The following is a 26,863-nucleotide window of genomic DNA, read 5'->3' as shown; positions in this document are numbered from 1 at the left end:
TGTCGGGGGCCGCCGCTGCCGGACGGCCCGGGATCGCGCCCGTCATTCGCCGGGGTAGCCGAGCGTCACGTCGTGCTCGTCCAGCCCGCTGCCCGAAAGGGACAGACCGGTGGCGACCGGAGGATATCCGGACGCGATCACGGTGTACTGTCCGCCGGTCAGGTCGGTGAAGGCGTACTCGCCGTCCGGTCCGGTGATCACCATCGCGACGACGTTGCCGGCCGCGTCGACGAGGGTGACGCGGGCCTCCTCGACCGGCTCGCCCGCCTCGTTGCGGACCGTCCCGCGGATCCGGGCGCCGGGCGGCATCTTCACGTCCTGCCGGGTCTGCCCGTTGCCGACCACGTCCACGGGCAGCGCGACCGGGCGGTGCGCGGCGGCGGACACGGCGAGCGTGTAGCCGCCGGACGTGATGTCCTTGAACAGGTAGTTCCCGTCGCCGTCGGTGCGGCCGGTGCCGACGACGTCGCCGCGCACGTCGGTGACCACGACCATCGCGTTGGCGATCGGGGCGCCGTCGCCGCTGCGGACCGTCCCGGCGAGGCCGCCGTTGCCCGCGAGCAGCAGGTCGAAGTCGACCGGCCGGTCGCCGACGACCAGCGTCGCGGCCTGCGGCTCGTGCTCGCCGGTCGCGGCGATCAGCACGTAGTTCCCGGGGCCCGGGGCGGGCAGCGCGTACCGGCCGTCCTCCCGGGTGAGCGCGCGGGCGAGCTGGTGGCCGTCCACGCCGATCAGGGTCAGCGCGGCGGACGGGACGGGCGTGCCGTCACCGGTCCGCACGATGCCGCGGACGGGCACGCCGCCGCCGTCCTGACCGTTCTGCCCGCTCTGCCCGTTCTGCTGCGCGAGGATCTGCGTCCGCGCCGCCAGATCGGCCTGGGGTGCGGGCGCGGCGACCGCGGCGAGCCGCGCGTCCGGGGCGTGGTCGTGCTCGCGCGCGTGCCGTCCGGCGCCGACGGCACCGACCGCTCCCGTCCGCGCCACCGGGGCCGGCGGTCGGACGACGCCGTTCTCCGCCGGAACACCATCGGCCGGAACACCGTCCGCCGGCGGCCGCTCGGCGGACTTGCCGCGCCCCGCCGATCCCCGCAGCGGCAGCTCCTTCAGCGCGAGGACCGCAAGGAAGCCGATCACCGCCACCGGGACGCCGACCAGGAAGACGGCCTCCATCGCCTTGGTGAACGCGTCCTGGATGATCCCGTGCACCGGCTCGGGCAGCTTCTGGATCTCCTCCGGCGAGCCGAGGCTCCCGGACGTGCCGGACGGCATGGGGATGCCGGCCGCGCGGAAGCCCGCCGCGATCTCGTTCGCCACCCGGTTGGTCAGGATCGCGCCGAACGCGGCCACGCCCATCGCGCCGCCGAGGTTCCGGAAGAACGAGACGCCGGACGTCGTCGAGGCCAGGTCGGCGGGCGCGGCGGCGTTCTGCGCGGCCAGGATCAGGATCTGCAGCGTCAGGCCCATCCCGATGCCGAGGAGCGCCAGGTCGGCGCCGATGACGATCTCCGAGGAGTCGGTGTGCAGCCGCGACAGCAGGTACATCGCGGCCGCGACGCACAGCATGCCGGCCACGGGGAAGAGCTTGTAGCGGCCCGTCCGGGTCACGACCTGCCCGGAACCGGTCGAGGTGACCAGCATGCCGAGGACGAGCGGCAGCGTCATCAGGCCGGACGCGGTGGGGCTCATCCCCTTCACGATCTGCAGGTACTGCGGCATGTAGATCATCGCGCCGAACATCGCCATGCCGACGCAGATGGAGATGAACGACGTCAGCACGAACATCCGGTTGCGGAACAGCCGGGGCGGCAGGATCGGGTCGCGGGCGACGCGCTCGGCGACGACCGCCAGCACGAGCAGGACCGCGACGCCCCCGAGGAGGATGTAGGTCCACTGGGAGTTCCACTCGAACTCCGTCCCGCCCATGGACAGGACCAGCATCAGCAGGGCGGCGCTGCCGGTGATGGTGAACGCGCCGAACACGTCCACCCGGGTGTCGCGCCGCACCTTCGGCAGCTTCAGCGCCTTCTGGATGACGATGAACGCGACGACGGCGAGCGGCACGCACACGTAGAAGGTCCAGCGCCAGCCGAGGCCGTCGGCGTCCACGATGAACCCGCCGAGCAGCGGTCCGGCGACGGTCGCGACACCGAACACCGCGCCCATGTAGCCGGCGTAGCGGCCGCGCTGGCGGGGTTCGACGACGTCGCCGAGGATCACCTGGGCGAGCGCGGACAGGCCGCCGACGCCGAGGCCCTGGAACGCGCGGGCCGCGATGAGCTGGCCGATGTCCTGCGACAGCCCCGCGCCCACCGAGGCGAGGACGAAGATCAGCAGGGCGGTCTGGAACATCAGCTTGCGCCCGGCGATGTCCGACAGCTTGCCCCACAGCGGGGTCGAGGCGGTCATCGTCAGCAGCGAGGCGCTGGCGACCCAGGACAGCTGGTCCTGGCCGCCGAGGTCGCCGACGATCGTCGGCAGGGCCGTGGCGACGACCGACGTCGAGATCATCGACGTCAGCATCGCCATCATCAGGCCGGCGAGGATCTTCAAGATCTGTCGGTGCGTGTACTGCGGTCTCGCCGGCTCGGACGCCGCCGGGCCGTGCGACGTCACGCTGGTCTGTGCCACCCTGCCCCCATGCGTACGGGTATTTACCTGTGCCGTGCATGTATCCTAGGTAGACGCTTGTTTACTTGCAACTCGGTGGATACTGAACACTGACCGTTACCGACAGGCCGGGGATGGGGATGCGGGTCGAGGACGAGCGCGCGATGCTGTCCGACGCGAGCGAGGACCGGCGGGCCCGGGGCAGGCGGCCGAGGCGGGACCGGGAGGCGACCGAGCGCCGCATCCTGGAGGCCGCCCGCGACCTGTTCGGCGAGCACGGCTACGACGGCGTCACCGTCCGCGAGATCGCGGCGCGGGCCGAGGCGAACGTCGCCCTGGTCAACCGGTACTTCGGCTCGAAGGCGGCGCTGTTCGGCGAGGTCCTGGCCGGCGAGTCGGTGATCCGCGACGTCATCGCGGGCGACCCGGCGGGACTGCCGCGCCGGCTCGCCGAGCACTTCGTCCGGCAGATCGACCAGCGCCCCGCCACCGCCATGTCCCGGATCATGGACCGGTCGGCGGGCCACCCCGAGGTCAAGGAGATCCTGCTCCGCTACCTGGAGGACAGGATCGTCCAGCCGATGATCGCGCAGCTGGACGGGCCGGACGCCCGCGCCCGCGCGCTGCTCGCGTCCACGATCATCATGGGCGGCGGGCCCGTCCGGCGGCTCTTCGGCCTGGCGGACCTGCGCGCGGCCGACCCCGCCGAGGTCACCGACCGCCTCACCGCCATGTTCGGCGCCGCGCTCGCCCCGCCCGTACGCCGCGGGGCGTAGCCGGCGCGGCCGGGATCGTCTCCAGGTCGGAGCTCCGGCGCGGCGGACCGCGCATAGGGTTGCTGACCATGAGGCTGGGGGGCGCTCTCCGGGCGCGGTGGGGCAGGACGGGACGGGCCGCGCGCTGGACGGCGGCAGGCGCGGCCGTGGTGCTCGCGGGCGGCGGCACGGCGTGGGGGGTCGCGGCCGATGACGCGCCGAGCGTCCGGACGTCCGAGCAGCGCATCGCCGTGGTGGACGGCCCGAAGAACGACCAGCGCGTCACGCTCGACACGACGTTCTACCGGCCCGCCGGGCGGGCGAAGGGCCCGGCGATCATGCTGGGGCACGGCTTCGGCGGCTCCAAGCGGGACGTGGCCGCCGAGGCGCGCGACCTGGCCCGCGCCGGGTACGCGGTGCTGGCGTGGTCGGCGCGCGGGTTCGGGCGGTCGACCGGGGAGATCGCGCTCAACTCGCCCGACTACGAGGTCAAGGACGTCCGGCAGCTGATCGACTGGCTGGCGGAGCGTCCCGAGGTCGTCCTCGACGGCCCGGGCGACCCGCGCGTCGGGATGGCGGGCCAGTCGTACGGCGGCGCGATCGCGCTGATGACGGCCGCGTACGACCGGCGGGTGGACGCCATCGCGCCGCAGATCACCTGGAACAGCCTCGCGGACGCGCTCTTCCCGTCCGCGAGCGGCGCCGGCGCTTCGGACGGCGTGTTCAAGAAGCTGTGGGCGGGACTGTTCTTCACGAGCGGCGCGGATCGTTCCGCATGCGGGCGCTTTCTGCCGTCATTGTGCGAGATGTACCAGGAGGTCGCGGAGAAGGGCCGTCCCACCTCGTCGGCGATCGAGACGCTGCGGAAGTCGAGCCCGGCCTCGGTGGCCGGCCGGATCAAGGTGCCGACGCTGCTGATCCAGGGGCAGGCCGACTCGCTGTTCCCGCTGGACCAGGCCGACGCCAACGCGCGGGCCATCGCCCGGAACGGCGCGCCGGTGTCGGTGGTCTGGTTCCAGGGCGGGCACGACGGCGGCGATCCGGAGACGGCGCGGGTCGACGGGCTGGTGCGCGACTTCTTCGACGTGCGGCTCCGCCGTTCCTCGCCCGCTCTGGGCGCTTTCACGGTGACGCGGGCCGGTGGGCTCGACTCGTCCACGCAGCAGGTCGTCGTGGGGGAGGCGACGACATCCCGGTATCCGGGGCTTTCCGGGGATCCGGTGGCGATGCCGCTTTCCGGCGGGGAGCAGACGATCTTCAACCCGGCGGGCGGGTCGCCCGCGTCGATCTCGGCGATGCCGGGGCTGGGGGCGCTCGGGTCACTGGGCTCGCTGGGCTCCCTGGGCGGGTCGCTGCCGTCCGACATGCCGGGACAGACCGCCGCGTTCGACACGCCTCCGGTGGACCATGCCGTGCGGCTGACCGGAGCGGCCACGGTGCGCCTCAAGGTGCGCGGGGACGGCCCGCTGTTCGCGAAGCTCTACGACGTCGCGCCGGACGGCCGCGCCGCTCCGGCGCGGCGGCTGGCGGCGCCGTTCCGCGTATCGGACGGCGAGGTCACGGTGACGCTCCCCGCGATGGACTACCGCTTCGACCGCGGCCACCGCCTGCGACTCGTCATCGCCACAACGGACATGGGCTTCGCGACGCCCGCTGCGCCTTCGTCCTACAAGGTCCAGGTGGTCTCGCCCTTGAGCGTGCCCACGGTGCCCTCATTGACCACGGCCTCCCCGCCGTTGCCCGCCTGGGTGTGGGTCCTGCCGGTGGCCGCTCTCGCTGTCGCCGTCGCCATCCTCTTGCCTGGACGTCGCCGGCGCGGCTCGTCCACGGGCAACGACGTCCCGCTGGAGATAACGGGCCTTACGAAGGCATACAAGAACGGCCATCTCGCCGTGGCCGACCTGTCGTTCCGTGTCGAGAAGGGGCAGGTGCTGGGGCTGCTGGGCCCGAACGGTGCTGGGAAGACGACGACCCTGCGCATGCTCATGGGCCTGATCCATCCCGACTCAGGCGAGATCCGCATCTTCGGCCACCGCGTCACCCCTGGGGCGCCCGTCCTGTCTCGCCTTGGCTCCTTCGTAGAGGGACCTGGGTTCCTTCCCCACCTCTCCGGGCGCGATAACCTGGACCTGTACTGGCGCGCCACCGGCCGTCCCTTGGACGAGGCCCACCTGGACGAGGCCCTGCAGATCGCCGACCTGGGATCCGCCCTGGACCGGACGGTCCGCACGTACTCGCAGGGAATGCGGCAGCGGCTCGCCATAGCCCAAGCCATGCTCGGCCTGCCGGACCTCCTCGTCCTGGACGAGCCCACCAACGGCCTCGACCCGCCGCAGATCCGCGAGATGCGGGAGGTGCTCGTCCGGTACGCCGCCGCCGGACGAACCGTCATCGTCTCCAGCCACCTCCTGGCCGAGGTCGAGCAGACCTGCACGCACGCGGTCGTCATGGCGGGCGGGCGCCGCGTCGCCGCCGGACCGGTCAGCGAGATCACCGGCTCCGGCCGCCGCCTGGAGGACGCGTTCCTGGAGATCATCGGGGAGAGTTCATGACGACCTACCACGTCCGGCGGACCCTGCCCCTGCGCGTCGAGGCCGTCCGCCAGTTCCGGCGCCGGCGGACCCTCGTCGCGTTCGGGATCCTGCTCGTCCTCCCGTGGATCCTGGTGCTCGCGTTCAAGCTCGGCGGCGATCCCGGCCGGGACGGCGTCCCCAGCCTGGTCGACGTCGCCACGTCGTCCGCGCTCAACTTCGCCCTCTTCGCCCTGTTCGTCTCGACGGGTTTCCTGCTGGTGGTCGCGGTCGCCCTGTTCTGCGGCGACACCGTCGCCAGCGAGGCGGGCTGGGCGTCCCTCCGCTACCTCCTCGCCGCCCCCGTGCCCCGCGCGCGCCTGCTCCGGCAGAAACTGATCGTCGCCCTCTCCTACGCCGTCGTGGCGGTCGTCAGCCTGCCGCTGATGTCCCTCGTGGCCGGCACGGCGGGCTTCGGCTGGGGCGACGTCGAACTCCCCACCGGCGGCACCGTCCCGGTGAGCACCGCGCTCGGCCGGATGGCGATCATCATCGGCTACTCCCTGATCGCCCAGCTCGTCGTCGCCGCCCTCGCCTTCCTGCTCTCCGTCACCACGGACTCGCCTCTGGGCGCGGTCGGCGGCGCCGTCGGCCTCGTCATCGTCAGCAACATCCTGGACGCCGTCACCGCACTCGGCTCCTGGCGCGACTTCCTCCCGACCCACTGGATGTACTCCTGGATGGACGCCCTCCAGCCCCAGATCCAGTGGACGGGGATGGCGAAAGGCGCCGCGATATCCCTCTCGTACGCCCTGATCCTGTTCGCCTTGGCGTTCCGCCGCTTCCGCACCCGCGACATCGTCTCGTGATTTCTGGCGACGTTCCGTGACGTCCTCGGCACGCCTCGTCGACGACCTCTTCCTGAAAATCGGTCGAACCGACAGTGTTCGTCGCATAAGCTCAGCGAACCTCGCACACGCCCGTCGCGTAGTACGAGGTGACGACGGTTAAGTCGGTCCCGTTGGGGGGAGATGATCACCATGGCACGGCAGCAGCTCGTCAAACGCCCCAAGCCCCCACGTCCCCCGAGCCAGCCGGACCTGAGGACCCCCTCGGGCCGCCTGCTCCCCTACTGAAGCCGCGCCAGAAACCCGTCCCGCTCGACGACGACCCGCTCGATGCGGCCGTCTCCCACCACACCGCGCTCGTCGACCGCCGTGACCGCGAACACGAGCCGCTTCCCGTCGACCTCTTCGAGTTGCGCTTCCACGGTCACCCGCACACCGACGGGGCTGGCCGCGCGGTGCTCCAGTTCGACGCGCGTCCCCACGGACGTCCGGACACCTGCCCCCGCAACCCCGCTCTCACAGCTCACCCTCCAGCCGCGCCGCGACCTCCCGGTACCGGCTGACCGGCACGAGATGCACCCCGTCGAACGCCCCCGTGTCGCGGACGGCGAGCACCTGCTCGCAGGCCGCCGCGACCCCCGCCGCCCGATCCCGCTCCACCGCCTCGACGAGCTCCGCGGGAATGTCGATATCCGGAATGGCCGCCGCCAGGTTCCGCGCCATCCCCGCACTCGCCAACACCATGACGCCGGCATAGACGGGCCCATCGATCCCAGCGTCCTCCCGCCACCGGAGCAGACTCTCCACCGAGTAACTGACCTGGACGAACGTGAAATCCGCGGCTCGCTTCCACTCGGGCACCCTCCGCAGCCCGGACGTCACCCCGACCTGGAACGGCGCGCACCCGGCGAACACCTCGTCCCCACTCGCCGCGCGAGCCTCCTCCATCATCGCCCGGACGGTCAGCTCACTCGTCCGTCCGCCCACACCCGGCTTGTCCCCGTAAACGAACAGAAACCGATCGACCCCGTAGGCGGCCGCCGTGAGCAGATCCCGCCGGAACCCGAGCAGATTCCGGTCGCGCGAGTTCAAGCACGCGATACCCCGCGCCCCCATGGCCTGCACCTCATGCGCGACGGCCACACTCGACACCGTGGCCCGCCCAATATGGTTATCGGGAATCAGGAACGAATCCGCGACCGGACTCATCACCCCGATCTGATGCCGAACCGTCCTCAAATCAGGCCGAGTCGGCGGCTCGACCTCACAAACAATTTCAAAGCCCATACCCTCAGTCACCATGTTTCAGTTCTGTCCCTGATATTCGTGACGACGCGCCGTTCGCGGGGGTTCAGCAGCGCCATCCCACACCTCCAGCCGCTCAACACTAACCCGCTCCGCTCCCGCACAGGAGTTCCTGCACGGCAGCGGTCCTAGGAATCGGTTGCCGCGTCGCGTTCTGCCTGGTCGATGAGGTCGATGGCGGCCGCGACGATGATCCTGCGGCCCATGTCGAAGGCCAGGTAGGCGCCGACGCCGTCGAGGTCGCGCAGCGTCCGGCCCGGAACCGGGAGTTTGTGGTCGTAGGTCTCCATGGCGTGCATCGCCGCCAGCAGTGCCCATCCCGTCCATTCTTGCGCTCTGCCATGCGATTCCTGGGCGGCGATGCTCTCGACGATGAAACGGCGCACCATGCCGCCGAGCAGGAGCTGAAGGTCCGGCGTGATCGCCGGGACTCCGTCACCACCGGCGATGCGCCGCGTGTTGAAGCTCCGCGCTTCCACCAGGAAACCCGAGGGACTGGGGCGCCTCATCGCCGCCGTCCCCATCTTCATGCCGGCCCGGTCGACCAGCTCAAAGATCATCGCCTCTAACAGGATCAGCGGCAGAGCCGAGGAGTTGGCCACGTCCGGGGCGAAGACCATCGCATCGGACTTGATCAGGTCACGGGTCAAGTCGGGAACGACCTCGATGAGAATTCGCTGCGCACCGATCAGGCTGCCGGGGGCGACAGAGGACTCGGCGTCAGGGAGCAGCAAGCACATCCTGTCCGTGACGTCACGCCGCAGGAGACGCGAGGTCGCTTTGGCCGCACGCCGCGGGATTCCGAGTTGCATGAAACTCTGCGTCGGCTCGTCAAGAGGCATCATGCCCATCCTTGGACCGCGGTTATGGGCAATGTACATCGCCCCCGCACCCCCGGGAACCCCTACTCAGACGGTGGAGGTCCGCCGCGGGCCGCCCCGTCGAGGCTACGGCGACGCGGCGGGGACGCCACCTCGTCCACCCTCCCCCTGGCGTTCGCGTCCCGTATCGAAGTACCTGGTCACGTAAGCATCCTCGGCAAGGTCGCTCGTGCGCATCAAAGAGAACACTTCAGCCCCTTCAGCGAGGACTCTTCGCCGCCACTAGAGTACGCCTGGGCAAAATCCAAGTACCGCGGCTAAGGGCCGGGCGGCCAGGCCTGGAAGGCCACACCGTAGGCCCAGATCGTGATGCCCAGGACGGCCGCCCAAAGGACGGTGAAGAGATAGCCGAAGATCAGACCCACGGTGGCCCGTCCCCTGCCGCCTTCCCCCGTCCGCCTGATCCTCCTGCGCGCGATGTGCCCCAGGACGATCGCACCGACGGCGAACTGCCCGAACGGAGCCAGCCCCAGCACACCCATGACCATGCTGGCCGTCGCCATGCCGTTCGTCGGCATGCTGTTCGTCGGCACGCTGCCCGGTTCCGGCTCGACCCGTTGCTCCGTCATGATCGTTCTCCCTCCGCGGACCCCGCAACAGTTCGACGCCCGAAATCAGCGCAGGATTACGCACTCTTCAGCAGACTTGCTCTCCACCATCTCCTGCGCACCCATCTCCCTGGGTCAGCATTGACGAGGCCGTATCAGGTCCGTAGGCCCTGAACCCCGTCGTAGGCGGCCATCACGATCTCCAGGCCCCGGTTATCGAGCTCCGGCTCACGCATTTGGTTGGTGACATACGCCACCGCCATGCGGTTCCCGGGATCGACCATGACGAGTGAGCCGCCCCAGCCGCCCCAGCCGAAGCTGTCGCCGAACAGGCCGTAGCCGAGCCCGTAACGAACCGCCATGCCCAGGAGCCGGTCCTCGCCGCTGAACTGCTCCTCCCTCGCGCGGTCGCAGCCCGCCCGCGACAGCAGCCGCACCCGGCCTACTGCGCCCCCGCAGGCCATCACCGACTGCACAAGGGCGACCGACCGGGCGTTGCCGAATCCGCCGGCCGCGGGGATCTGCGCCCGACGCCAGGCCACGCTGTTCCCGTCACGGACCCGTACGGCGGTGCCGGCCGCGGAGGACGCACCACCGCCCGGCGCGCTCGCGGCATAGTCCTCGTCCCGGAACGGCGGCGGCACCGCGAGCGCCACCCGGTGGTCATGTTCGGCAGGCGACCCGATGCGGAAGTCGGCACCCAGCGGGCCCGCCACGTCCTCCGCGAAGAACTCGCCCACGCTTCGGCCGGTGATCCGGCGCACGACTTCGCCCACGAGAAACCCCTGGGTGAGCGAGTGGTACCCGGCCGCGCTTCCGGGTTCCCAGCGCGGAGCCTGGGCGGCCAGACGTGCCGTGGCGGACGGCCAGTCGTACAGTTCCTCGATCGGCCCCTCCCAGTCGGGCAGGCCGGCAGTGTGCGCGAGAAGGTGCCGCACCAGCACCTTCTCCTTGCCCGCCACGGCGAACTCCGGCCAGTAGCGGCAGACCGGCGCGGCCAGATCGAGATCGCCGCGATCGGCCAGGATGAGTGCGCACAGCGCCGTCATCGTCTTGGTGACCGACCAGACATTCGTGATCGTGTCCCGCCGCCACGGAATCCTGCGGTCCGCGTCGGCGAACCCGCCCCAGACGTCCACCACGGGCTCGCCGTCCACGAACACCGCAACCGAACCGCCCGTGTCCCCATCGTCCAGCAACCCGCCCAGAGCGGCACTGGGATGGGCTCGTCCCTGCCGGGAGTGCCATGCCCGGAGCGGTCATGAGCGTCGCTCTTGTTGGCTGATTACGGCCTGGTAGGTTACTCGTCGTGGTGAAGCGGGGGGTGGCGTACGGGGTCGCGGCCTATGCGTTCTGGGGACTGTTCCCGCTGTACTGGCCGCTGCTGAAGCCGGCGGGGGCCGTCGAGATCCTCGCGCACCGGGTCATGTGGTCGCTCGTGGCCGTCGCGGCGGTGCTGGCGGGCAGGAGAAGCTGGGGGTGGATCCGCAGGCTCGGTCCGCGGCAGGCGCTGCTGCTGACGCTGGCGGCGGTCGTCATCAGCGTCAACTGGGTGACGTACATCTACGCCGTCAACTCGGGGCGGACGATCGAGTGCGCGCTCGGGTACTTCATCAACCCGCTCATCAGCGTCGTCCTCGGCGTGGTGGTCTTCCGGGAGCGCCTGCGGGCCTGGCAGTGGGGAGCGGTCGGGGTCGGGGCCGCGGCCGTGGTGGTGCTGACCGTCGATTACGGGCGCCCGCCCTGGATCGCGCTCTTGCTGGCCGTCGCGTTCGCGACGTACGGGCTGCTCAAGAAGTTCGCCGACATGCCTTCGGCGGAGAGCCTGGCGGTCGAGACGACGGTGCTGCTCCCGCCCGCGCTGGCGTTCGTGCTGATCCTGGACGCACAGGGCGGCGGGACGTTCGGGCACCACGGGGCGGGGAACGCGGCCCTCCTGGTCGGAGCCGGGGTCGTGACGGCGGTTCCGCTGATGCTGTTCAACGCCGCGGCCATCCGGCTGCCGTTGAGCATGATCGGGATGCTGCAGTACCTGACGCCCGTGCTGCAGTTCCTCATCGGGTACTTCGTGCAGCACGAGGAGATGCCGCCGAGCCGCTGGGCGGGGTTCCTGCTGGTGTGGCTCGCACTGGTGACACTGACGTGGGACGGGTTGCGCGCGGGACGGCGGGAAGGTCTGCCCGAAGCCGCCTGAAGGGGCTAAAGTGCCGGACGTCATATGCCCGGATTCGAGGAGTCCCGTTGCGTCTGGTCACCGTCAGCCTGCTGGGAACGGCCCTGATCGCGGCGGGAATGCTCGCGCCGGCGACCGGCGAGGCGAAGGCGACCCGGCACGACGACGTCGCGGTCCAGCCCGCGATGGTGCGGCCGGGCGAGCGGGTCCGGGTCTCGGTGCCGGGGTGCGCGGGCAGGGCGCGGGTGGTGTCCGAGGCGTTCACCAGGCGGGCCGCGGACGGCGCCGCGATCGTGAAGCCGGACGCCGCGCCGAGCACGTACGCGGTCGTCGCGCACTGCGGGTCGCGCACGGTGACCGGCGAGGTCCGGGTGGCGGGACGGGTCGCATGGCCGGACCTCCTCCCGCCCCGGCTAGACGACCGGTAACCGGTATAAGGTCGGCACCTTTTCTTTTCGGCGTCCGCTACTCAGCGGATTCAAGCGCTGACAGTAAGTCCTATCCAGGCGTGACCTGGGCAGACGATGTCAGGGTCGCTCAACAAATGAGACAACACGTCCAGCAAGTGACGAACGCCACCCGGAACAGGCTGATATTTCTTTCCTTCGCCCTCTTGATCGCGTTAATTGATCATGTGATACTTCCGGCAAAACTTACAAAGCACCACAAGAAACTCAGACGTGGCCAGAGATCGCTAATCGCCCAGCCAGGACCTCAGCGCAGCGGCCACGGCAGGCGGTCCGATGATGTCGAGCTCGTGGGGGGCCGTCGGAAGTGTCCGTTGATGTTGACGCCGTCCCCTTGCGACGGGCCAAGAACTTTCCTCTGTACCGAACCGCCCTGGGATTCATCAAAGATCCGTTGCAGCAGCTCGAACGCATGGGCGAGGAGGCCGGCGGGCAGCTGATGCGGATCGGCCTCGGGGCCTCCCGCCCGTACCTCGCGACCGATCCCGAGGACGTGGAACAGGTACTCCGGCACCAGTCGGACCGTTTCGACCGCAGCGGGGTCTACTGGCGTCCCATCCGCGACCTGATGACCGACAGCATCCTGGACGAGGGCCCGGGATGGGACGCGAGCAAGCGGACCCTGCAGCCGGTCTTCTCCCTCCACAACACCAAGAGGCTCACCGCGCTGATGGCGGATGCGATCAACGGCGCGGTGGACGGGCTGGAGGAGAACGCCCGGGGCGGCACCCCGGTCGACATGCTCCAGGAGATGTACCTGATCATCAATAAGACCGTGGTCAAGGTGCTCTTCGGCGACAAGATCACGCGTGCCGAGGCGGATGTGATGATCCCGCCCCTGCAGCAGATCGTCATGAGGATCGCGTACCGGTTCCTGTTCCCGTTCATGCCACGGTCCGTGCCCATGCCCGGCGACCGGGCGTTCCGTGCCGCCGTCAAGGCGATGGACGACTGCCTGTTCGCACTGGTCGAGCGCTACCGCGACGACCCCGGCGAGGGCAACGACATCTTCACCGCGCTGTGCCGTGCCGGCAAGCAGGAGGGCGGCCCGGTGGACGACCGGTGGATCCGCAGCAATCTGCTCGCCACGTTCGGTGCGAGCAACGAGACCACCACCGTGGCCCTGACCTGGCTGTGGCCGCTGCTGAACGGGCATCCGGAGGTCAGCGAGAAGCTGCATGAGGAAGCCCTGCGAGTGGTGGGCACCGACCGCGTCCGCGCCGAGCACCTGCCGCAACTCCAATACACCAAGCAGGTCGTCCAGGAGCTGCTGCGCATCTTCCCGGTGGGCTGGCTGTTCTCCAGGGTGGCCACCGAGGACACCGTGCTGAGCGGGGTGCGGATCCGCAAGGGTGACACCGTGCTGGTCAGCCCCTTCGTCACCCAGCGGATGAAGTCGATTTGGGGCGAGGACGCCCGCAGCTTCGACCCCGACCGGTTCGAGCCCGAGCGTGCGAGGCGGTACCACCGCTACGCCTACTTCCCCTTCGGCGGCGGCCCGCACCAGTGCATCGGCCGCCATATCGTCCAGGCCGAGGCGCAGCTGATCCTCGCCTCCATCTTCAGCCGGTTCCGCACGCGGCCGGTGGAAGGGGCGGAGATGCCCAAGCCGCAGGTGGGTCTGACGCTGCGGCCCGACAAGCCGATCATGATGACGCTGGATCCCCTCCAGCGGCCGGCCTGAGAACGGCATCGAGGGCAGAGCGATGCCGAACACTGACATCCCGGACGACGGCGTCCCCCCGTCCAGCGCGGAGCGGGCCGCCGGCGTTCCGATGCGCGTGGCCCAGGGCCACGGCGCAGTCCTGGCGCAGGCGGTGCGGGCCGCCCGCGACCTCGCGGCGTGCGCGGAGGCCTATCCCGACGTCTTCGCCGTCAAGCCCATCGACGGAACCCTGTTCACCGCCGTCGCGTGCGCCAACGCGTTCGGCTCCCCGGAGCTGAGCGCCGCGCGGCTGCGGATCGCCAACCGCACCTCGTTGTGGATCTTCGGCCTGGACTGGCTGGTCGACCACGTGGCGACGACCCGGAAGGAGATCGACGACCTCAACCGGCGCTGCCTCGCCGTGGCCGACGGCCGCGATCCGGCGCCCGGTGACGGGCTCGCCCGGTTCCTGGCCGACATCCGCGACGATGTCGCCGCCTCCCCCGCCTTCGCCGGGTTGCGCGACGACTGGCGGGGCCAGCTGGTGCGGCTGCTGGAGGCGGGGGCGCGGGAGGTGGAGTGGAAGGCGTCGGCCTCGTCCGGTGACCGGAGCGCCCTGCCGTCCTTCGAGGACTACCTCGACAACGCCGACAACTATGGATCGGCCTGGGTCAACATCTCGCACTGGATCGTCAACGGCGACACGGCCACCCTGGCACACGTCGACCGGCTCCAGGTCATCAGCCGCGAGGTGCAGAAGATCCTCCGGCTGCTGAACGACCTGGCCACACTGGAACGGGACAAGGCCTGGAACGATCTCAACGCGCAGTTGCTCGGCGCCGACGCCGGCATGCTGACCGCGCGCATCGAGGAGATCGTCCGGCACTGCCGCACGCTGCTCGAACCGTTGCGCGGCGAGTGCCCGGAGGCCGTGGACTACCTGGAACGCCAGATCGGCTACAGCACCGGGTTCTACGGCATCAGCGACTACTGGGGATCGCTGTGACACTGGACGCGACCCCGGACTGCGCGGGCCTCGTCGACATCATCGTGTCGGCGCAGAAGATCGTCGACGACCTGACCGAGCGGCCCTGGGGGTCGTCCTCGCCGTCGGTCTACGAGACCGGCAGGCTGGTGTCCCTGGTCCCCTGGCTGACCGGCCACGGAGAGCGGCTGCGGTTCCTGCTGGCAGAGCAGCGGCCGGACGGCGGCTGGGGCCTGCCGGACGACGGGTACGCGCTGGTTCCGACCCTCAGCGCGACCGAGGCCCTGCTCTCCGCCCTCGGCGCATCCCCTTCCCGCGTGGAGCCGCCCGGAGTATCTGTCGCCGACGTGGCGCGTGCCGCCGGGCGGGGGATGGTGCTGCTGTCGAGGTGGCTCGCCCCGGGGCGCGTCCTCGACCTGCCGGACATGCCCGCCATCGAGCACATCGTTCCCTACCTGATCGAACGGATCAACGTCCGGCTGGACGCGCGGGCGATGAGCTGGATCCCCGGGCTGGGGCACTGGACGGCCCCCGACCGCCGCCTGCGCGCCCCCGCCGGGATGACCGGCGAACTGCTTCCCGTCGTCCGGGAGGTGCTGGAGCGGGGCGATCCGATCCCGGAGAAGCTCCTGCACGCGCTGGAGATCGCGGGCGACTCCGCCCGCGGAACCGGCTCCGTCGTTCCCGGGCCTTCGGGGACGGTGGGCGCCTCCCCCGCGGCCACGGCCGCCTGGCTCGGCCATGAACCCGACCCGCGCAACGGTACCCGGGCGCGGGCTCGCCGGTATCTGGAGGCGGGCGTCGCCCAGTACAGAGGACCGGTGCCTGTGGCCACGCCCATCACCGAGTTCGAGCGGGGATGGGTACTGAGCTGGCTGACACGGGCCGGAATCCCGGTGAAGGCGCCGCCGCGGCTGACGGCCGAACTGCGTGCCGCTCTGGGGTCGGCCGGTACCGGAGGGGGCGAAGGCCTCCCGCCCGATGCCGACACCAGCTCTGGTGTGCTTTATGCCCTTTCGCTCCTCGGCAGTCCCTGTGCACCCGACCTTCTCCTGCAGTACGAGCTGGACACGCATTTCTGTACCTGGCAGGGCGAGAACGGCCGATCCGTGACGACCAACGCCCACGTACTGGAGGCGTTCGGGCACTTCCTGGAGACCACCGGCGGCGGCACCGCGGCACACCGCTATTCCGCCCCGATGTTCAAGATCACTTCCTGGCTGTGCGAGCGGCAGGAGGCCGACGGTTCCTGGCGGGACCGCTGGCACGCGTCCCCCTATTACGCCACGTGCTGCGCCGCGCTGGCCCTTCAGCGGTACGGTTCCGGGTCCGGGCACGCGGGTTGCGTGGACCGCGCGGTCCGCTGGGTGCTCGGCTCCCAGCGGGCGGACGGGGGGTGGGGACGCTGGGACGGCACCATCGAGGAGACGGCGTACGCCGTGCACATCCTCCTGCTCGCCGGATCGGCTCGGGAGCCGCTCTGGAATGAGTGCCTGCGTGCGGCCTTCCGCGGCGGCGCCTTCATCCGATCGGCCCTGACGGCGGGGGGTACGGCGGATGCGGCGGACACCCCCCAAACAATCGGACAAATGCTAACAAATTTCAATAATCCACCGCTGTGGCATGACAAGGATACATACCTCCCGGCCACCATCGTGAGCGCTGTCACTTTCGCCGCACTCGCGCTGCTCCAGGAATACCGTGCGGGATCTCTGATGTGATTCACCCCACTCGATCCTCGTGAAGGCGTTCGGAATCTTCCCAAATCAAACGATTCGCCTTGAGTGCCTATGAGGTCGTTGGTATGGTGCTGCAAGCAACAGAACCGGCCGACATCGGCGTTCCCCTGCATACCCCACCATCGCGCGCCCAGCATTCGGACATTTTCCGCCAATTGCAGGGCGCCTTGACATATTGTTGGGTTAAATAATGCGCTTCCGCAACTCGCGACTGCGGACCAAGATTGCGGCGATGCTGCTGTCACTCACCGCTCTGTGGGCCTTCGCGGCATGGGTGACCGCACGGGAGGGCGTCAACCTCCTCTGGGTGAGCACGCTGAACACGGTCGTGACCGCATCCAACCCGATGCTGGTCGAACTGCAGAACGAGCGCCGCTTCACCATGGTCTACCTCGCCGCTCCCAACCAGAACGGGCGCGAAGCCATGGTGACCCAGCGGAGCAAGACCGACAAGACCGTGGCGACCATGATCGACCGCACCGAGAGCGGCTCGGTGAGACGCGCCGCCGACGACACGCTCGAGAACCGCATGGCGGAGGCGGTCGGACTCCTGCGGAAGCTCGGCGACTACCGCCGGGCCGTGGACTCGGGCGCGATGGGCCGCAATCAGGCGCTCCAGAACTACACGGCCATGAACGAGGCCGTGTACCGCATGTACGACGCCATGGCCACCCTGGACGACGATGACTTCGCCGACGTCGTGCGCGCCGCCATCGCGGTCGCCCGTAGCGGCGAGCTGCTCACCCGGGAGGACGCGCTGGTCGCCGGCATGCTTCAGACCGGTCGGCTCAGCTCGGGAGATCTGCAGGCCGTCAACCAGTCCATCGCCGTCCGGCGCTACGCCTTCGACCAGGCGATGGTCGGGCTGCGCGACACCGAGCACCGCGAATACCAGGAGATGACCACCAGCCCCGAGCTGGCGGCGGTCAAGGCGCTGGAGGACCGGCTGCTCCAAACCCGGCCGGGCCAGCGCACGCGGGTCACCGCCGCGCAGTGGCGGCAGACCACCCAGGCCGGGCTGGCGGACATGAACCGGAGCATCGACGAGGCCGGTGAGCGCACCATCGACCGGGCCACGCCGCTCGGCGTCTGGGTCATCGTCCGGCTGCTGCTCGCCGGTGGTCTCGGCCTGCTCGCGGTCATCGCGTCCATCATCGTGTCGATCACCACGGCGCGCGCCCTCGTGCGGCAGCTGGAACGGCTGCGCGGCGCGGCCTGGGAGCTGGCCGAGCAGCGGCTGCCCGGCGTCGTCGAGCGGCTCGGGCACGGCGAGAAGGTCGACATCGCGGTCGAGGCGCCGCCACTGCAGTTCGGCAACGACGAGATCGGGCAGGTGGGGCGCGCGTTCAACGCCGTCCAGGAGACCGCGATCCGCACCGCCGTCGAGCAGGCGGAACTGCGCCGCGGCATCCGGGACGTCCTGCTGAGCCTGGCGCGCCGCACCCAGACGCTGGTGCACCGGCAGCTGAACATGCTCGACACGATGGAGCGCAAGCGGGACATCGACCCCAAGGACCTGGAAGAGCTGTTCCGGCTCGACCACCTCGCGACCCGCATGCGGCGCAACGCCGAGAACCTCATCGTGCTGTCGGGCTCGATCCCCGCCCGCGGCTGGCGGCAGTCGGTCCCGATGGTGGACGTCGTCCGCGCCGCCGTCGGCGAGGTCGAGGACTACACCCGCGTCACCGTGCTGCCGTTCGGCCCGATCGAACTGGCCGGACGGGCCGTCGGCGACGTCACCCACCTGCTGGCCGAGCTGATCGAGAACGCCGTGTCGTTCTCCCCGCCCGACACCGCCGTGCACATCGGCGGGCACCTCGTCGCCAACGGCTTCGCCATCGACATCGAGGACCGCGGGCTCGGCATGACCGACGACAAGCTCGCCGAGATCAACGAGCGGATCGTCGACCCGCCCGAGTTCAACCTGCGCAGCTCCGTGCAGCTCGGCCTGTTCGTCGTCGCGAAGCTGGCCGAGCGCTACGGCGTCCGCGTCGCGCTCAAGCGCTCCGCCTACGGCGGCACGACGGCCGTCATCGTCATCCCGCAGGAGCTGGTCGTCGAGAGCGGCGCCCGGCGGGCCCCCGCCGCCACCACCGAGAACGGCCTGGCCGTCCGGCAGCCGGCGGCGGTCCCGGCCGGCGCCGAGCGGGGCCGGCCTGCGGACGCGCAGGCGGCCGGGACGCGCGGTGTCGCGACCCTGACCAGGCAGCAGTCCGCCTCCCCGCTCGCCCTGGTGGCACCGCCCGCGTCCGAATCCGACGACACGGACGCCCCGGACTCCCCCGAGGCCCAGGCGACCGGGACTGGGACCGGCACCCGCTCGGACGCCACCGGCGACCCGCTGACCACCGGACCGCAGAGCACCGGACCGCAGAGCACCGGACCGCAGGCCGCCGAGCCGCTGAGCACCGCACCCCAGGCCGACCCCGCCCATGGTTCCGCCCCGGCGGAACCGCCGGACGGTCCCGAACCGCCCGGTGACGCAGCGACCAGTCACCCGGAGGACCAGCCGCCCGTGACCGATAGCTCAACCACCCCGTCCGGCCTGCCCGTCCGCGTTCCCCAGGCCAACCTCGCGGAGCCGCTGCGCACCGACGAGTCCGCCGCCGCCGAGCAGCCGGACGAGCACGACGACCCCGGCCGCTCGCCCGAGGAGATTCAGCGGATCATGGGTTCCTACCAGCGCGGCACCCGCCTTGCGAGGACGGCGGTCGAATCGCTCGGCAACGAAGCAGTGGAAGGCGAGGACGAGCAGTGAAGCAGAAGGCAGGTTCACCGTCCGATCTGGGCTGGCTGCTGGACGACCTGGTGCACCGCGTGCCGCACGCGCGCAACGCGGTCGTCCTGTCGGCGGACGGTCTCCTCATGGCCTCGTCGGAGGGGATGAGCCAGGACGACGGCGAGCACCTCGCCGCCGTGGCCGCCGGCATCCAGAGCCTGGCCAAGGGCGCCGGGGCGCGGTTCGGCGGCGGCCCCGTCCGGCAGACGATCATCGAGATGCAGTCGCGGTTCCTGCTCGTGACGGTGGCCGGGAAGGGCGCGTGCCTCGCAGTGCTGGCCGACGATGAGGCCGACGTCGGCCTCATCGCCTACGAGATGGCGATGCTCGTCACCAGCATGGGCGACCATCTCACCTCGCCGTCGCGGACGGAGACCGCCGCGGAGGGCCGCCCGACATGATGCCGCCCGAGGATCCCTCGCCCGAACTCTGGCCGGAGGACCCGCCGCGCCCGCCCGTCCCGGAGCCGGAACCGCACGAGCGCTACCTCGACGAGCACGCCGGACCCATGGTGCGGCCCTACGTGATGACCAGCGGGCGCATCGAGCCGACCCGGGGCAAGTTCGACCTGATCACACTCGTGGTCGCGGTCGGCGCGGAACCCGACACCACGATCGGGCTCGGACCCGAGCATCTGGCGATCCTCCAGCTCAGCCAGAACGTCATGTCGGTCGCCGAACTCACCGGGCACCTCGACCTGCCGGTCGCGACCGTGCGGGTGATGCTCGGCGACCTGCTCGACAAGGGGTTCGTCTCCCTGCAAGAACCCGAACCGGAGGCGGACATGCACGACATCAGGCTCTACAAGGCGGTGATCGATGGTCTCCGGGCCCTCTAGGGGCGTGCGCGCCCGCCGGCTCCCCACCGCGGTCAAGATCGTGATCGCGGGCGGTTTCGGGGTCGGCAAGACCACGATGGTGGGCACGGTCTCCGAGACCCAGCCGCTGCGCACCGAGGAACTCCTCACCGACCAGGGCGTCGGCGTGGACGACCTCTCCGGCGTCGAGCGCAAGAGCACCACCACGGTCGCGATGGACTTCGGCCGCATCACGATGCGGAACGAGTACGTCCTCTACCTGTTCGGCACCCCGGGCCAGGAGCGCTTCTGGTTCATGTGGGACGAGGTCTCCCTCGGGGCGCTCGGCGCCGTCGTCCTCGCCGACACCCGCCGGCTGTCCGACTGCTTCCCGTCGGTCGACTACTTCGAGCGCCGCGGCACCCCGTTCATCGTCGCCGTCAACTGCTTCGACGGCGCCAAGGAGTACGACCTCGCGGAGATCCAGATGGCCCTCAACCTGGGCCCCAAGGTCCCCGTCATGCTCTGCGACGCGCGCAGCCTCGAATCCTGCAAGCAGGTCCTCATCGACCTCGTCCTGCACGCGATGAAGGTCCGCGGCCTGACCGGAGAACCCGAACCCCAGAACGCCTAGAACGAGAAAGCGGGGCCGTTCCCGCCGCCGGCTCGACACCGGCGGCGGGAGCGGCCCCGCTTTGATCAGCCCGTGCGGGAGACGACGTAGTCGCAGAGGTTGGTGAAGGCGTCGCGGGCGGGGATGTCGGGGAGGGTGAGGAGTTCGGCGCGGGCGTCCTCGGCCCACTGGCGGAGGTCGGCGCGGGCGCGGTCCATGGCGGAGTGGGCGCGCAGCAGGGCCAGGGCCTCGGCGTGGAGGGCGTCGTCGGTGAGGTCCTGGACGAGGAGCTCGCGGAGGCGGGCGTCGTCCGGGCCGGAGCCGACACCGGCGAGGACCAGGTGCATCGGGAGGGTGCGGATGCCTTCGCGTAGGTCGGTGCCGGGAATCTTGCCGGACTCCTCCGTCTCGGCGTCGATGTCGAGGATGTCGTCGGACAACTGGAACGCGACGCCGATCTTCTCGCAGGCGGAGGTGATCGTGTCGACGACGTGCGAGGGGGCGCCGGACAGGAGGGCCCCGAACTGGCCGGAGACGGCGATGAGGGACGCGGTCTTGTCGGCGACGACGCCCAGGTAGTGCTTGAGGGGGTCGGCGTCCGTGCCGGGGCCGACGGTCTCCTGGATCTGGCCGCGGACGAGCCGGGCGAACGCGCGGGCCTGGATCCGGACGGCCTCCGGGCCGAGGTCGGCGAGCAGGTCGGACGCGCGGGCGAACAGGTAGTCGCCGGTGAGGATGGCGACGGTGTTCGTCCAGCGCGAGTTGGCGGACTCCTGGCCGCGCCGGACGGTCGCCTCGTCCATCACGTCGTCGTGGTACAGGGTGCCGAGGTGGGTCAGCTCGACGACGACGGCGGCGGGGACCACGCCGGACGCGGCGGGGTCCCCGAAGTGGGAGGCGAGCAGCACCAGCATCGGCCGGAACCGCTTGCCGCCCGCCTCGACGAGATGCTCGGACGCCTCGGTGAGCAGCGGGTCCTCGCCGCGCACGCAGTCGAGCAGCATGGTCTCGACGTCGGCCAGGCGCCCATTGGCGTCGGACGCGAGCGCGGCGTCGATGGGAAGCCCGAACGGGCCGGTCACCTTGTCGGCCGGCCCGCCGGACTTCTCGGCGGATGGGTTGCTCACCCAAGACTCCCTAACGGACGAACATGTGGGTCGTGGCCTGACCCGCGAGGTCCAGAACGGGCTGCGGGATCACGCCGAGTACAACAGTAGCCGTCACGCCGACGGCCACGGCGACCGCGGTGGCCGGCCCGGCGACCACGACCGGCCCGTCCGCGTCCGGCTCGCTGAAGAACATGACGACGATCACCCGGACGTAGAAGAACGCGGCGACGCCGGACGCGACGACGGCGACGATCACCAGCGGGGTCGCGCCCGCCTCGACGGCCGCCTTGAACACCGCGAACTTCCCGGTGAACCCGCTGGTGAGCGGGATGCCGGCGAACGCCAGCAGGAAGAAGGCGAACACGCCGGCGACGACCGGGGACCGTTTGCCGAGCCCGGCCCACCGGGACAGGTGCCCGGCCTCGCCGTTCGCGTCCCGCACCATCGTGACGACGGCGAACGCGCCGACCGAGGTGAAGCCGTAGGCGAGCAGGTAGAACAGGGTGCTCGACAGGCCGTGCGGGGAGCTGGCGATCACGCCCATGAGCAGGAAGCCCGCGTGCGCGATCGACGAGTAGGCCAGCAGCCGCTTGATGTCGGTCTGCGTGATCGCGATGAGCGACCCGACGACCATCGTGAGAATGGCCACGCCCCACATGACGGGCCGCCAGTCCCAGCGGAGCGTCTCGAACGCGACGTAGTAGACGCGCAGGATCCCGCCGAACGCGGCGACGACCGTGCCGGACGCCATCAGCGCCGTGATCGGGGTCGGGGCGCCCTGGTAGACGTCCGGCTTCCACATGTGGAAGGGGACGCCGCCGAGCTTGAACAGCAGCCCCACCGACAGCAGCGCGACGCCCGCGAGGAGCAGGGTCTCGCTGCCGGCGTCCTTGCTGATCTGCGCGGAGATGGCCGACAGCCGCACCGACCCGGCATACCCGTACAGCAGCGCGATTCCGTAGAGGAAGAACGCCGACGAGAACGCGCCGAGCAGGAAGTACTTGACCGCCGCCTCCTGGGAGAGCAGGCGCCGCCGGCGGGCGAGCCCGCACAGCAGGTACAGCGGCAGCGACATGACCTCCAGCGCCACGAACATCGTGAGCAGGTCGTTCGACGCCGGGAACATGATCATGCCGCCGACGGCGAACATCATCAGCGGGAACACCTCGGTCTGGGTGATCCCCGCCTCGGTGGTGCGCTGCTCGGCCTCGCTGCCGGGCAGCGCGGACGCCTGCGCGGCGAACGCGCCGTCGGCACGGGCCCCGCCGCGCTCGGCGATCAGCAGCAGGCTGACGAGCGCCAGCACCAGGATGGTGCCCTGGATGAACAGCGTCGGCCCGTCCACGCCGAGCGCGCCCTCGGCCGCGACGTGGTGCGGGTTCTCGCTCCACCCCAGCGCGATCGTCCACGCGAACGCGCCGGCGAGGCCGAGGAACGCGAGCGGCACCTGCACGTAGTAGCGCGCGTTGCGGCCGACGAACGCCTCGACGAGCACGCCCGCGACGGCGATGCCGAGGACCAGGAGCAGCGGGGCGATCTGCCCGTACTCGATGTGCGGCGCGGGGATGTCACCCCCCTGCGCGAGGACCGCGCTCACCTGGTTGGTGGTGCTCATGGACGGGCTCCGTTCTCGGCGACGTTACCGGTGATGTCCGGCGCCGGGTCGTGCTGGTCGACCCGGGCCAGCGTGTGGTCCACCGACGGGTTGATCACGTGCAGCACCGGCTGCGGGAAGAAGCCCATCGCCACGATGATCGCGATGATCGGGGCGATGACCCACTTCTCCCGGGCGGACAGGTCCTTCATGCCCTCGACCGCGGGGACCGTCGGGCCGCCCATGGTCCGCTGGTACATCCACAGGATGTAGATGGCGGCGAGCACGATGGCGATGATGGAGGCGACGGCGGCCCACTCATAGCGGCTGAACGTGCCGACCACGACGAGGAACTCCGAGATGAACGGCGACAGGCCGGGCAGCGACAGGCTCGACAGGCCGGCGACGAGGAACATCCCGGCCAGCACGGGCGCCACCTTCTGCATGCCGCCGAAGTCGGAGATCCGCGCCGACCTCCGCCGGACGATCATGAACCCGACGATGAGGAACAGCGCGCCGGTGGAGAAGCCGTGGTTCACCATGTACAGCGCCGCGCCCGACTGGGCCTGCGACGTCATCGCGAAGATGCCGAGCACGATGAACCCGAAGTGGGAGATCGACGTGTAGGCGATCAGCCGCTTCATGTCGACCTGCCCGATCGCGAGGACCGCGCCGTAGATGATGCTGACGACCGCGAACGCGAGCACGGCCGGCGTCGCCCACTTGGACGCGCCGGGGAACAGCTCCAGGCAGAACCGCAGCATCCCGTACGTGCCGACCTTGTCCAGGACGCCGACGATCAGCACCAGCGCGCCGGCCGGGGACTGCTGCGCCGCGTCCGGCAGCCAGGTGTGCACCGGGAACATCGGCGCCTTGATCGCGAACGCGACGAAGAAGCCGAGGAACAGCCACTTCGCCGTGGTCGGGTCGATGTTCATCTTCGACAGCTCGTCGAACATGAACGTCCCGTGCCCGAGGCCGCCGTCCGCGACGGACTTGGCCGACAGCGGGTACAGCCAGATGACGGCGACCAGCATCAGCAGCCCGCCGAACAGCGAGTACAGCAGGAACTTCACCGCGGCGTAGGAGCGCTGGGCGCCGCCGTAGGACCCGATGATGAAGTACACCGGGATCAGCATCGCCTCGAAGAAGACGTAGAAGAGGAACACGTCGGTCGCCGCGAAGACGCCGATCATGGTCGCTTCCAGCGACAGCAGCAGCGCGAAGTACGTCTTCGCCGATCGCTTCGGCGGGACGTCCGAGCCGCCGGAGCGGTCGGCCTCGTTCCAGGAGGCGAGGATGACCAGCGGGACGAGGATCACCGACATCAGGATCAGCGTCAGCGCGACGCCGTCGACGCCGAGCGCCCAGTGGACCCCGAACTCCCTGATCCACCAGTACTTCTCTTCGAACTGGAAGCGCGCCCCGCCCGCGTCGAAGCCCGCCGCCACGACGCCGGTGAGCGCCGCGACGACGAGGGAGACGCCGAGCGCGAACTGCTTGACCAGCGTCTCCCGCTCGCGCGGGATGACGACGAGCAGCAGCGCGCCCACCAGTGGCAGTCCGATGAGGACGCTCAGCCAGGGAAAGTCGCTCATGAAACGTTCACCACCAGGAGCGCCGCGACCACGAGGGCCGCGCCGCCCAGCATCGAGAGAGCGTAGGAACGGGCGAAGCCGGTCTGGACCCGGCGGAGCCGGCCGGAGCTGCCGCCGACACCGGCGGCGGTGCCGTTGACGAGGCCGTCGACGCCGCGTCCGTCGAACCAGACCGCGAGCCGGGTCAGCCACTGCCCGGGACGCATGAGCAGCGACTCGTTGAACGCGTCGCCGTACAGGTCCTTGCGGGCCGCGACCGTGACGAACGAGCCCTTGGGCGCCTCGCGCGGCACCTTGCGGGCGCCGTACTGCCGCCACGCGATCGCCGCACCGATGACCATCAGTACGAAGACGGCCGCGCCGGGGGCGGTGAGCCACGTGAACTCGTGCTCGTGCTCGGGGGCCCCGACGACCGGTTCGAGGAAGTCGGCGAACCCGCCGAGGATCAGCAGGCCGCCGGCGGCGACGGAACCGACCGCGAGCAGCACCAGCGGCACCGTCATGACCTTCGGCGACTCGTGCGGGTGGACGTCGTCCGCCCAGCGCTTCTCGCCGAAGAACGTCATGAACATCACGCGCGACATGTAGTAGGCGGTGATGGCCGCGCCGACCACCGCGCAGACGCCGAGGATCGCCCCGGACGTGCCGCCCTTGTCGAACGCGGCCTCGATGATGGCGTCCTTGGTGAACCAGCCGGACAGGAACGGGAACCCGATGATCGCGAGGTACCCGAGCCCGAACGTGACGTAGGTGAACATCATCACGGCGCGGAGCGCGCCGTAGTGGCGCATGTTCACGTCGTCCTTCATGCCGTGCATGACCGAGCCGGCCCCGAGGAACAGGCCCGCCTTGAAGAAGCCGTGCGCGATGAGGTGCGCGATGGCGAACACGTACCCGGCCTTGCCGAGCCCGGCCGCCAGCGTCATGTAGCCGATCTGCGACATCGTCGAGCCGGCCAGGGCCTTCTTGATGTCGTCCTTCGCGCAACCGATGATCGCACCGAACAGCAGCGTGGCCGCCCCGACGATCGTGACGACGAGCTGCGCGGTCTGCGACATCTCGAAGATCGGCCCGGACCGGACGATCAGGTAGACGCCGGCGGTGACCATCGTCGCCGCGTGGATGAGCGCCGACACCGGGGTCGGGCCCTCCATCGCGTCCAGCAGCCACGACTGCAGCGGCAGCTGCGCCGACTTGCCGCACGCGCCGAGCAGCAGGAGCAGCCCGATCGCGGTGGCCGTACCGGTGCTGAGCTGGGACGCGAGGCCCGCCTGTTCACCGCCGAGGATCGGCCCGTAGTCGATCGTGCCGAACGTGGCGAACATCAGCGCGATCGCGATGATGATCCCCATGTCGCCGACGCGGTTGACGACGAACGCCTTCTTCGCCGCGGTCGCCGCGGTCGGCTTGTGCTGCCAGAACCCGATCAGCAGGTACGAGGCGAGGCCCACGCCCTCCCAGCCGAGGAACATGACCAGGTAGTTGTTCCCGAGCACGAGCAGCAGCATCGCCGCGACGAACAGGTTCAGGTAGGCGAAGAACTTGCGCCGCTCGGGGTCCTCGGCCATGTAGCCGATGGAGTAGACGTGGATGAGCGAGCCCACCCCGGTGATCAGCAGGACGAAGCTGATGGACAGCGGGTCCACCAGCAGGTCCATGCCGATCTTGAAGGAGCCGACGTCGATGAAGTCCCACAGATGCTGGGTCCGGCTGCGCGCCGCGGCGTCGTAGCCGAGCATCTGCACGAGCATCGCGACGCCCACGCCGAACGACGCGACCGCCGTCGCGGTGCCGAGCAGGTGGCCCCACCTGTCGGTGCGCCTCCCTCCGAGCAGGAGGATCGCGGCGCCCGCGAGCGGGAGCGCGACGAGAAGCCAGGACGCGGCCTGGATGCCTTCCGCTTGCATTCCC

The 26,863-nt window shown here is 70.3% G+C and carries 22 protein-coding genes; 12 read left to right on the top strand and 10 right to left on the bottom strand.

Going from position 1 to position 26,863, the window contains the following annotated elements:
* Positions 1–42: 42 nt before the first annotated feature.
* Positions 43–2,628 carry an MFS transporter gene (locus tag AL2_RS40020; protein WP_157437999.1) on the bottom strand — a complete coding sequence of 862 codons (2,586 nt, stop codon included), beginning with the start codon at positions 2,626–2,628 and terminating at the stop codon, positions 43–45.
* A gap of 119 nt (positions 2,629–2,747) precedes the next feature.
* Here AL2_RS40020 and AL2_RS04205 point away from each other — a divergent pair, with 119 nt between their 5' ends.
* From AL2_RS04205 to AL2_RS04195, 3 genes are all read left to right on the top strand, one after another.
* The gene (locus AL2_RS04205; protein WP_245666311.1) at positions 2,748–3,383 is read left to right on the top strand and encodes a TetR/AcrR family transcriptional regulator; all 636 of its coding nucleotides are present in this window, start codon (positions 2,748–2,750) and stop codon (positions 3,381–3,383) included.
* Positions 3,384–3,451: 68 nt separating this feature from the next.
* The gene (locus tag AL2_RS04200; protein ID WP_083945913.1) at positions 3,452–5,914 is read left to right on the top strand and encodes an alpha/beta fold hydrolase; all 2,463 of its coding nucleotides are present in this window, start codon (positions 3,452–3,454) and stop codon (positions 5,912–5,914) included.
* On the top strand, positions 5,911–6,741 hold the full coding sequence (locus AL2_RS04195) for an ABC transporter permease (RefSeq protein WP_067629265.1): 831 nt from the start codon (positions 5,911–5,913) through the stop codon (positions 6,739–6,741). Before AL2_RS04200 ends, AL2_RS04195 begins: the two co-directional genes overlap by 4 nt.
* Positions 6,742–7,001: 260 nt before the next feature.
* On the opposite strand, the gene AL2_RS04190 is transcribed toward AL2_RS04195, so the two are convergent.
* The 5 genes from AL2_RS04190 to AL2_RS04170 form a co-directional block, all read right to left on the bottom strand.
* Complete coding sequence (locus tag AL2_RS04190; protein WP_067629256.1) at positions 7,002–7,202, bottom strand: thioesterase family protein; 201 nt, start codon at positions 7,200–7,202, stop codon at positions 7,002–7,004.
* A 34-nt stretch (positions 7,203–7,236) separates the two neighbouring features.
* Positions 7,237–7,929, bottom strand: coding sequence for a methylenetetrahydrofolate reductase (locus AL2_RS04185; protein WP_245666310.1), 693 nt, complete (start codon positions 7,927–7,929; stop codon positions 7,237–7,239).
* Positions 7,930–8,153: 224 nt separating this feature from the next.
* A complete protein-coding gene (locus tag AL2_RS04180; RefSeq protein ID WP_067629252.1) occupies positions 8,154–8,870 on the bottom strand; it encodes a hypothetical protein in 717 nt (238 codons plus the stop codon).
* Between the two features lie 293 nt (positions 8,871–9,163).
* Entirely contained in the window at positions 9,164–9,475 is a 312-nt protein-coding gene (locus tag AL2_RS04175; protein WP_067629251.1) for a DUF4190 domain-containing protein, read from the bottom strand.
* 134 nt (positions 9,476–9,609) lie between these two features.
* Positions 9,610–10,653: a serine hydrolase domain-containing protein gene (locus tag AL2_RS04170; RefSeq protein ID WP_083945912.1), complete on the bottom strand. Its 1,044-nt coding sequence runs from the start codon at positions 10,651–10,653 to the stop codon at positions 9,610–9,612.
* A 110-nt stretch (positions 10,654–10,763) separates the two neighbouring features.
* On the opposite strand from AL2_RS04170, the gene rarD reads away from it, so the two are divergent.
* The 9 genes from rarD to AL2_RS04125 all read left to right on the top strand — a co-directional run bounded on the left by rarD (position 10,764) and on the right by AL2_RS04125 (position 20,672).
* Positions 10,764–11,648 carry an EamA family transporter RarD gene (gene rarD, locus AL2_RS04165; RefSeq protein ID WP_245666309.1) on the top strand — a complete coding sequence of 295 codons (885 nt, stop codon included), beginning with the start codon at positions 10,764–10,766 and terminating at the stop codon, positions 11,646–11,648.
* A gap of 47 nt (positions 11,649–11,695) precedes the next feature.
* Entirely contained in the window at positions 11,696–12,055 is a 360-nt protein-coding gene (locus AL2_RS04160) for a hypothetical protein (protein WP_067629245.1), read from the top strand.
* Positions 12,056–12,401: 346 nt separating this feature from the next.
* Complete coding sequence (locus tag AL2_RS04155; RefSeq protein ID WP_083945911.1) at positions 12,402–13,778, top strand: cytochrome P450; 1,377 nt, start codon at positions 12,402–12,404, stop codon at positions 13,776–13,778.
* 22 nt (positions 13,779–13,800) lie between these two features.
* Positions 13,801–14,745 (top strand): terpene synthase family protein, encoded by a 945-nt coding sequence (locus AL2_RS04150; protein WP_083945910.1) that lies wholly within the window; start codon positions 13,801–13,803, stop codon positions 14,743–14,745.
* A complete protein-coding gene (locus AL2_RS04145; protein WP_245666307.1) occupies positions 14,742–16,445 on the top strand; it encodes a prenyltransferase/squalene oxidase repeat-containing protein in 1,704 nt (567 codons plus the stop codon). The genes AL2_RS04150 and AL2_RS04145 overlap by 4 nt, the downstream gene beginning before the upstream one ends.
* A gap of 250 nt (positions 16,446–16,695) precedes the next feature.
* Positions 16,696–19,221 carry a sensor histidine kinase gene (locus AL2_RS04140; protein ID WP_245666306.1) on the top strand — a complete coding sequence of 842 codons (2,526 nt, stop codon included), beginning with the start codon at positions 16,696–16,698 and terminating at the stop codon, positions 19,219–19,221.
* Positions 19,218–19,643 carry a roadblock/LC7 domain-containing protein gene (locus tag AL2_RS04135; protein ID WP_067629241.1) on the top strand — a complete coding sequence of 142 codons (426 nt, stop codon included), beginning with the start codon at positions 19,218–19,220 and terminating at the stop codon, positions 19,641–19,643. The genes AL2_RS04140 and AL2_RS04135 overlap by 4 nt, the downstream gene beginning before the upstream one ends.
* Positions 19,640–20,080, top strand: a complete 441-nt coding sequence (locus tag AL2_RS04130; RefSeq protein ID WP_083945909.1) for a DUF742 domain-containing protein — start codon at positions 19,640–19,642, stop codon at positions 20,078–20,080. The genes AL2_RS04135 and AL2_RS04130 overlap by 4 nt, the downstream gene beginning before the upstream one ends.
* Complete coding sequence (locus AL2_RS04125) at positions 20,061–20,672, top strand: GTP-binding protein (protein ID WP_067629239.1); 612 nt, start codon at positions 20,061–20,063, stop codon at positions 20,670–20,672. Before AL2_RS04130 ends, AL2_RS04125 begins: the two co-directional genes overlap by 20 nt.
* Before the next feature lie 65 nt (positions 20,673–20,737).
* Here AL2_RS04125 and AL2_RS04120 read toward each other — a convergent pair whose 3' ends face one another.
* The 4 genes from AL2_RS04120 to nuoL are packed head-to-tail and all read right to left on the bottom strand — an operon-like array spanning position 20,738 to position 26,859.
* Positions 20,738–21,778 (bottom strand): polyprenyl synthetase family protein, encoded by a 1,041-nt coding sequence (locus AL2_RS04120; RefSeq protein WP_083945908.1) that lies wholly within the window; start codon positions 21,776–21,778, stop codon positions 20,738–20,740.
* A 10-nt stretch (positions 21,779–21,788) separates the two neighbouring features.
* Positions 21,789–23,375, bottom strand: a complete 1,587-nt coding sequence (nuoN, locus tag AL2_RS04115; protein WP_067629237.1) for an NADH-quinone oxidoreductase subunit NuoN — start codon at positions 23,373–23,375, stop codon at positions 21,789–21,791.
* The gene (locus AL2_RS04110; protein WP_067629235.1) at positions 23,372–24,952 is read right to left on the bottom strand and encodes an NADH-quinone oxidoreductase subunit M; all 1,581 of its coding nucleotides are present in this window, start codon (positions 24,950–24,952) and stop codon (positions 23,372–23,374) included. Before AL2_RS04110 ends, nuoN begins: the two co-directional genes overlap by 4 nt.
* Positions 24,949–26,859: an NADH-quinone oxidoreductase subunit L gene (nuoL, locus tag AL2_RS04105; protein ID WP_067629233.1), complete on the bottom strand. Its 1,911-nt coding sequence runs from the start codon at positions 26,857–26,859 to the stop codon at positions 24,949–24,951. The genes AL2_RS04110 and nuoL overlap by 4 nt, the downstream gene beginning before the upstream one ends.
* Between the last annotated feature and the right edge of the window lie 4 nt (positions 26,860–26,863).

Source organism: Actinomadura latina NBRC 106108 (assembly GCF_001552195.1).
GTDB lineage: Bacteria > Actinomycetota > Actinomycetes > Streptosporangiales > Streptosporangiaceae > Spirillospora > Spirillospora latina.
Note: the sequence above shows the minus strand (reverse complement) of the source record. Positions and strands in the feature narration are given on the sequence as shown.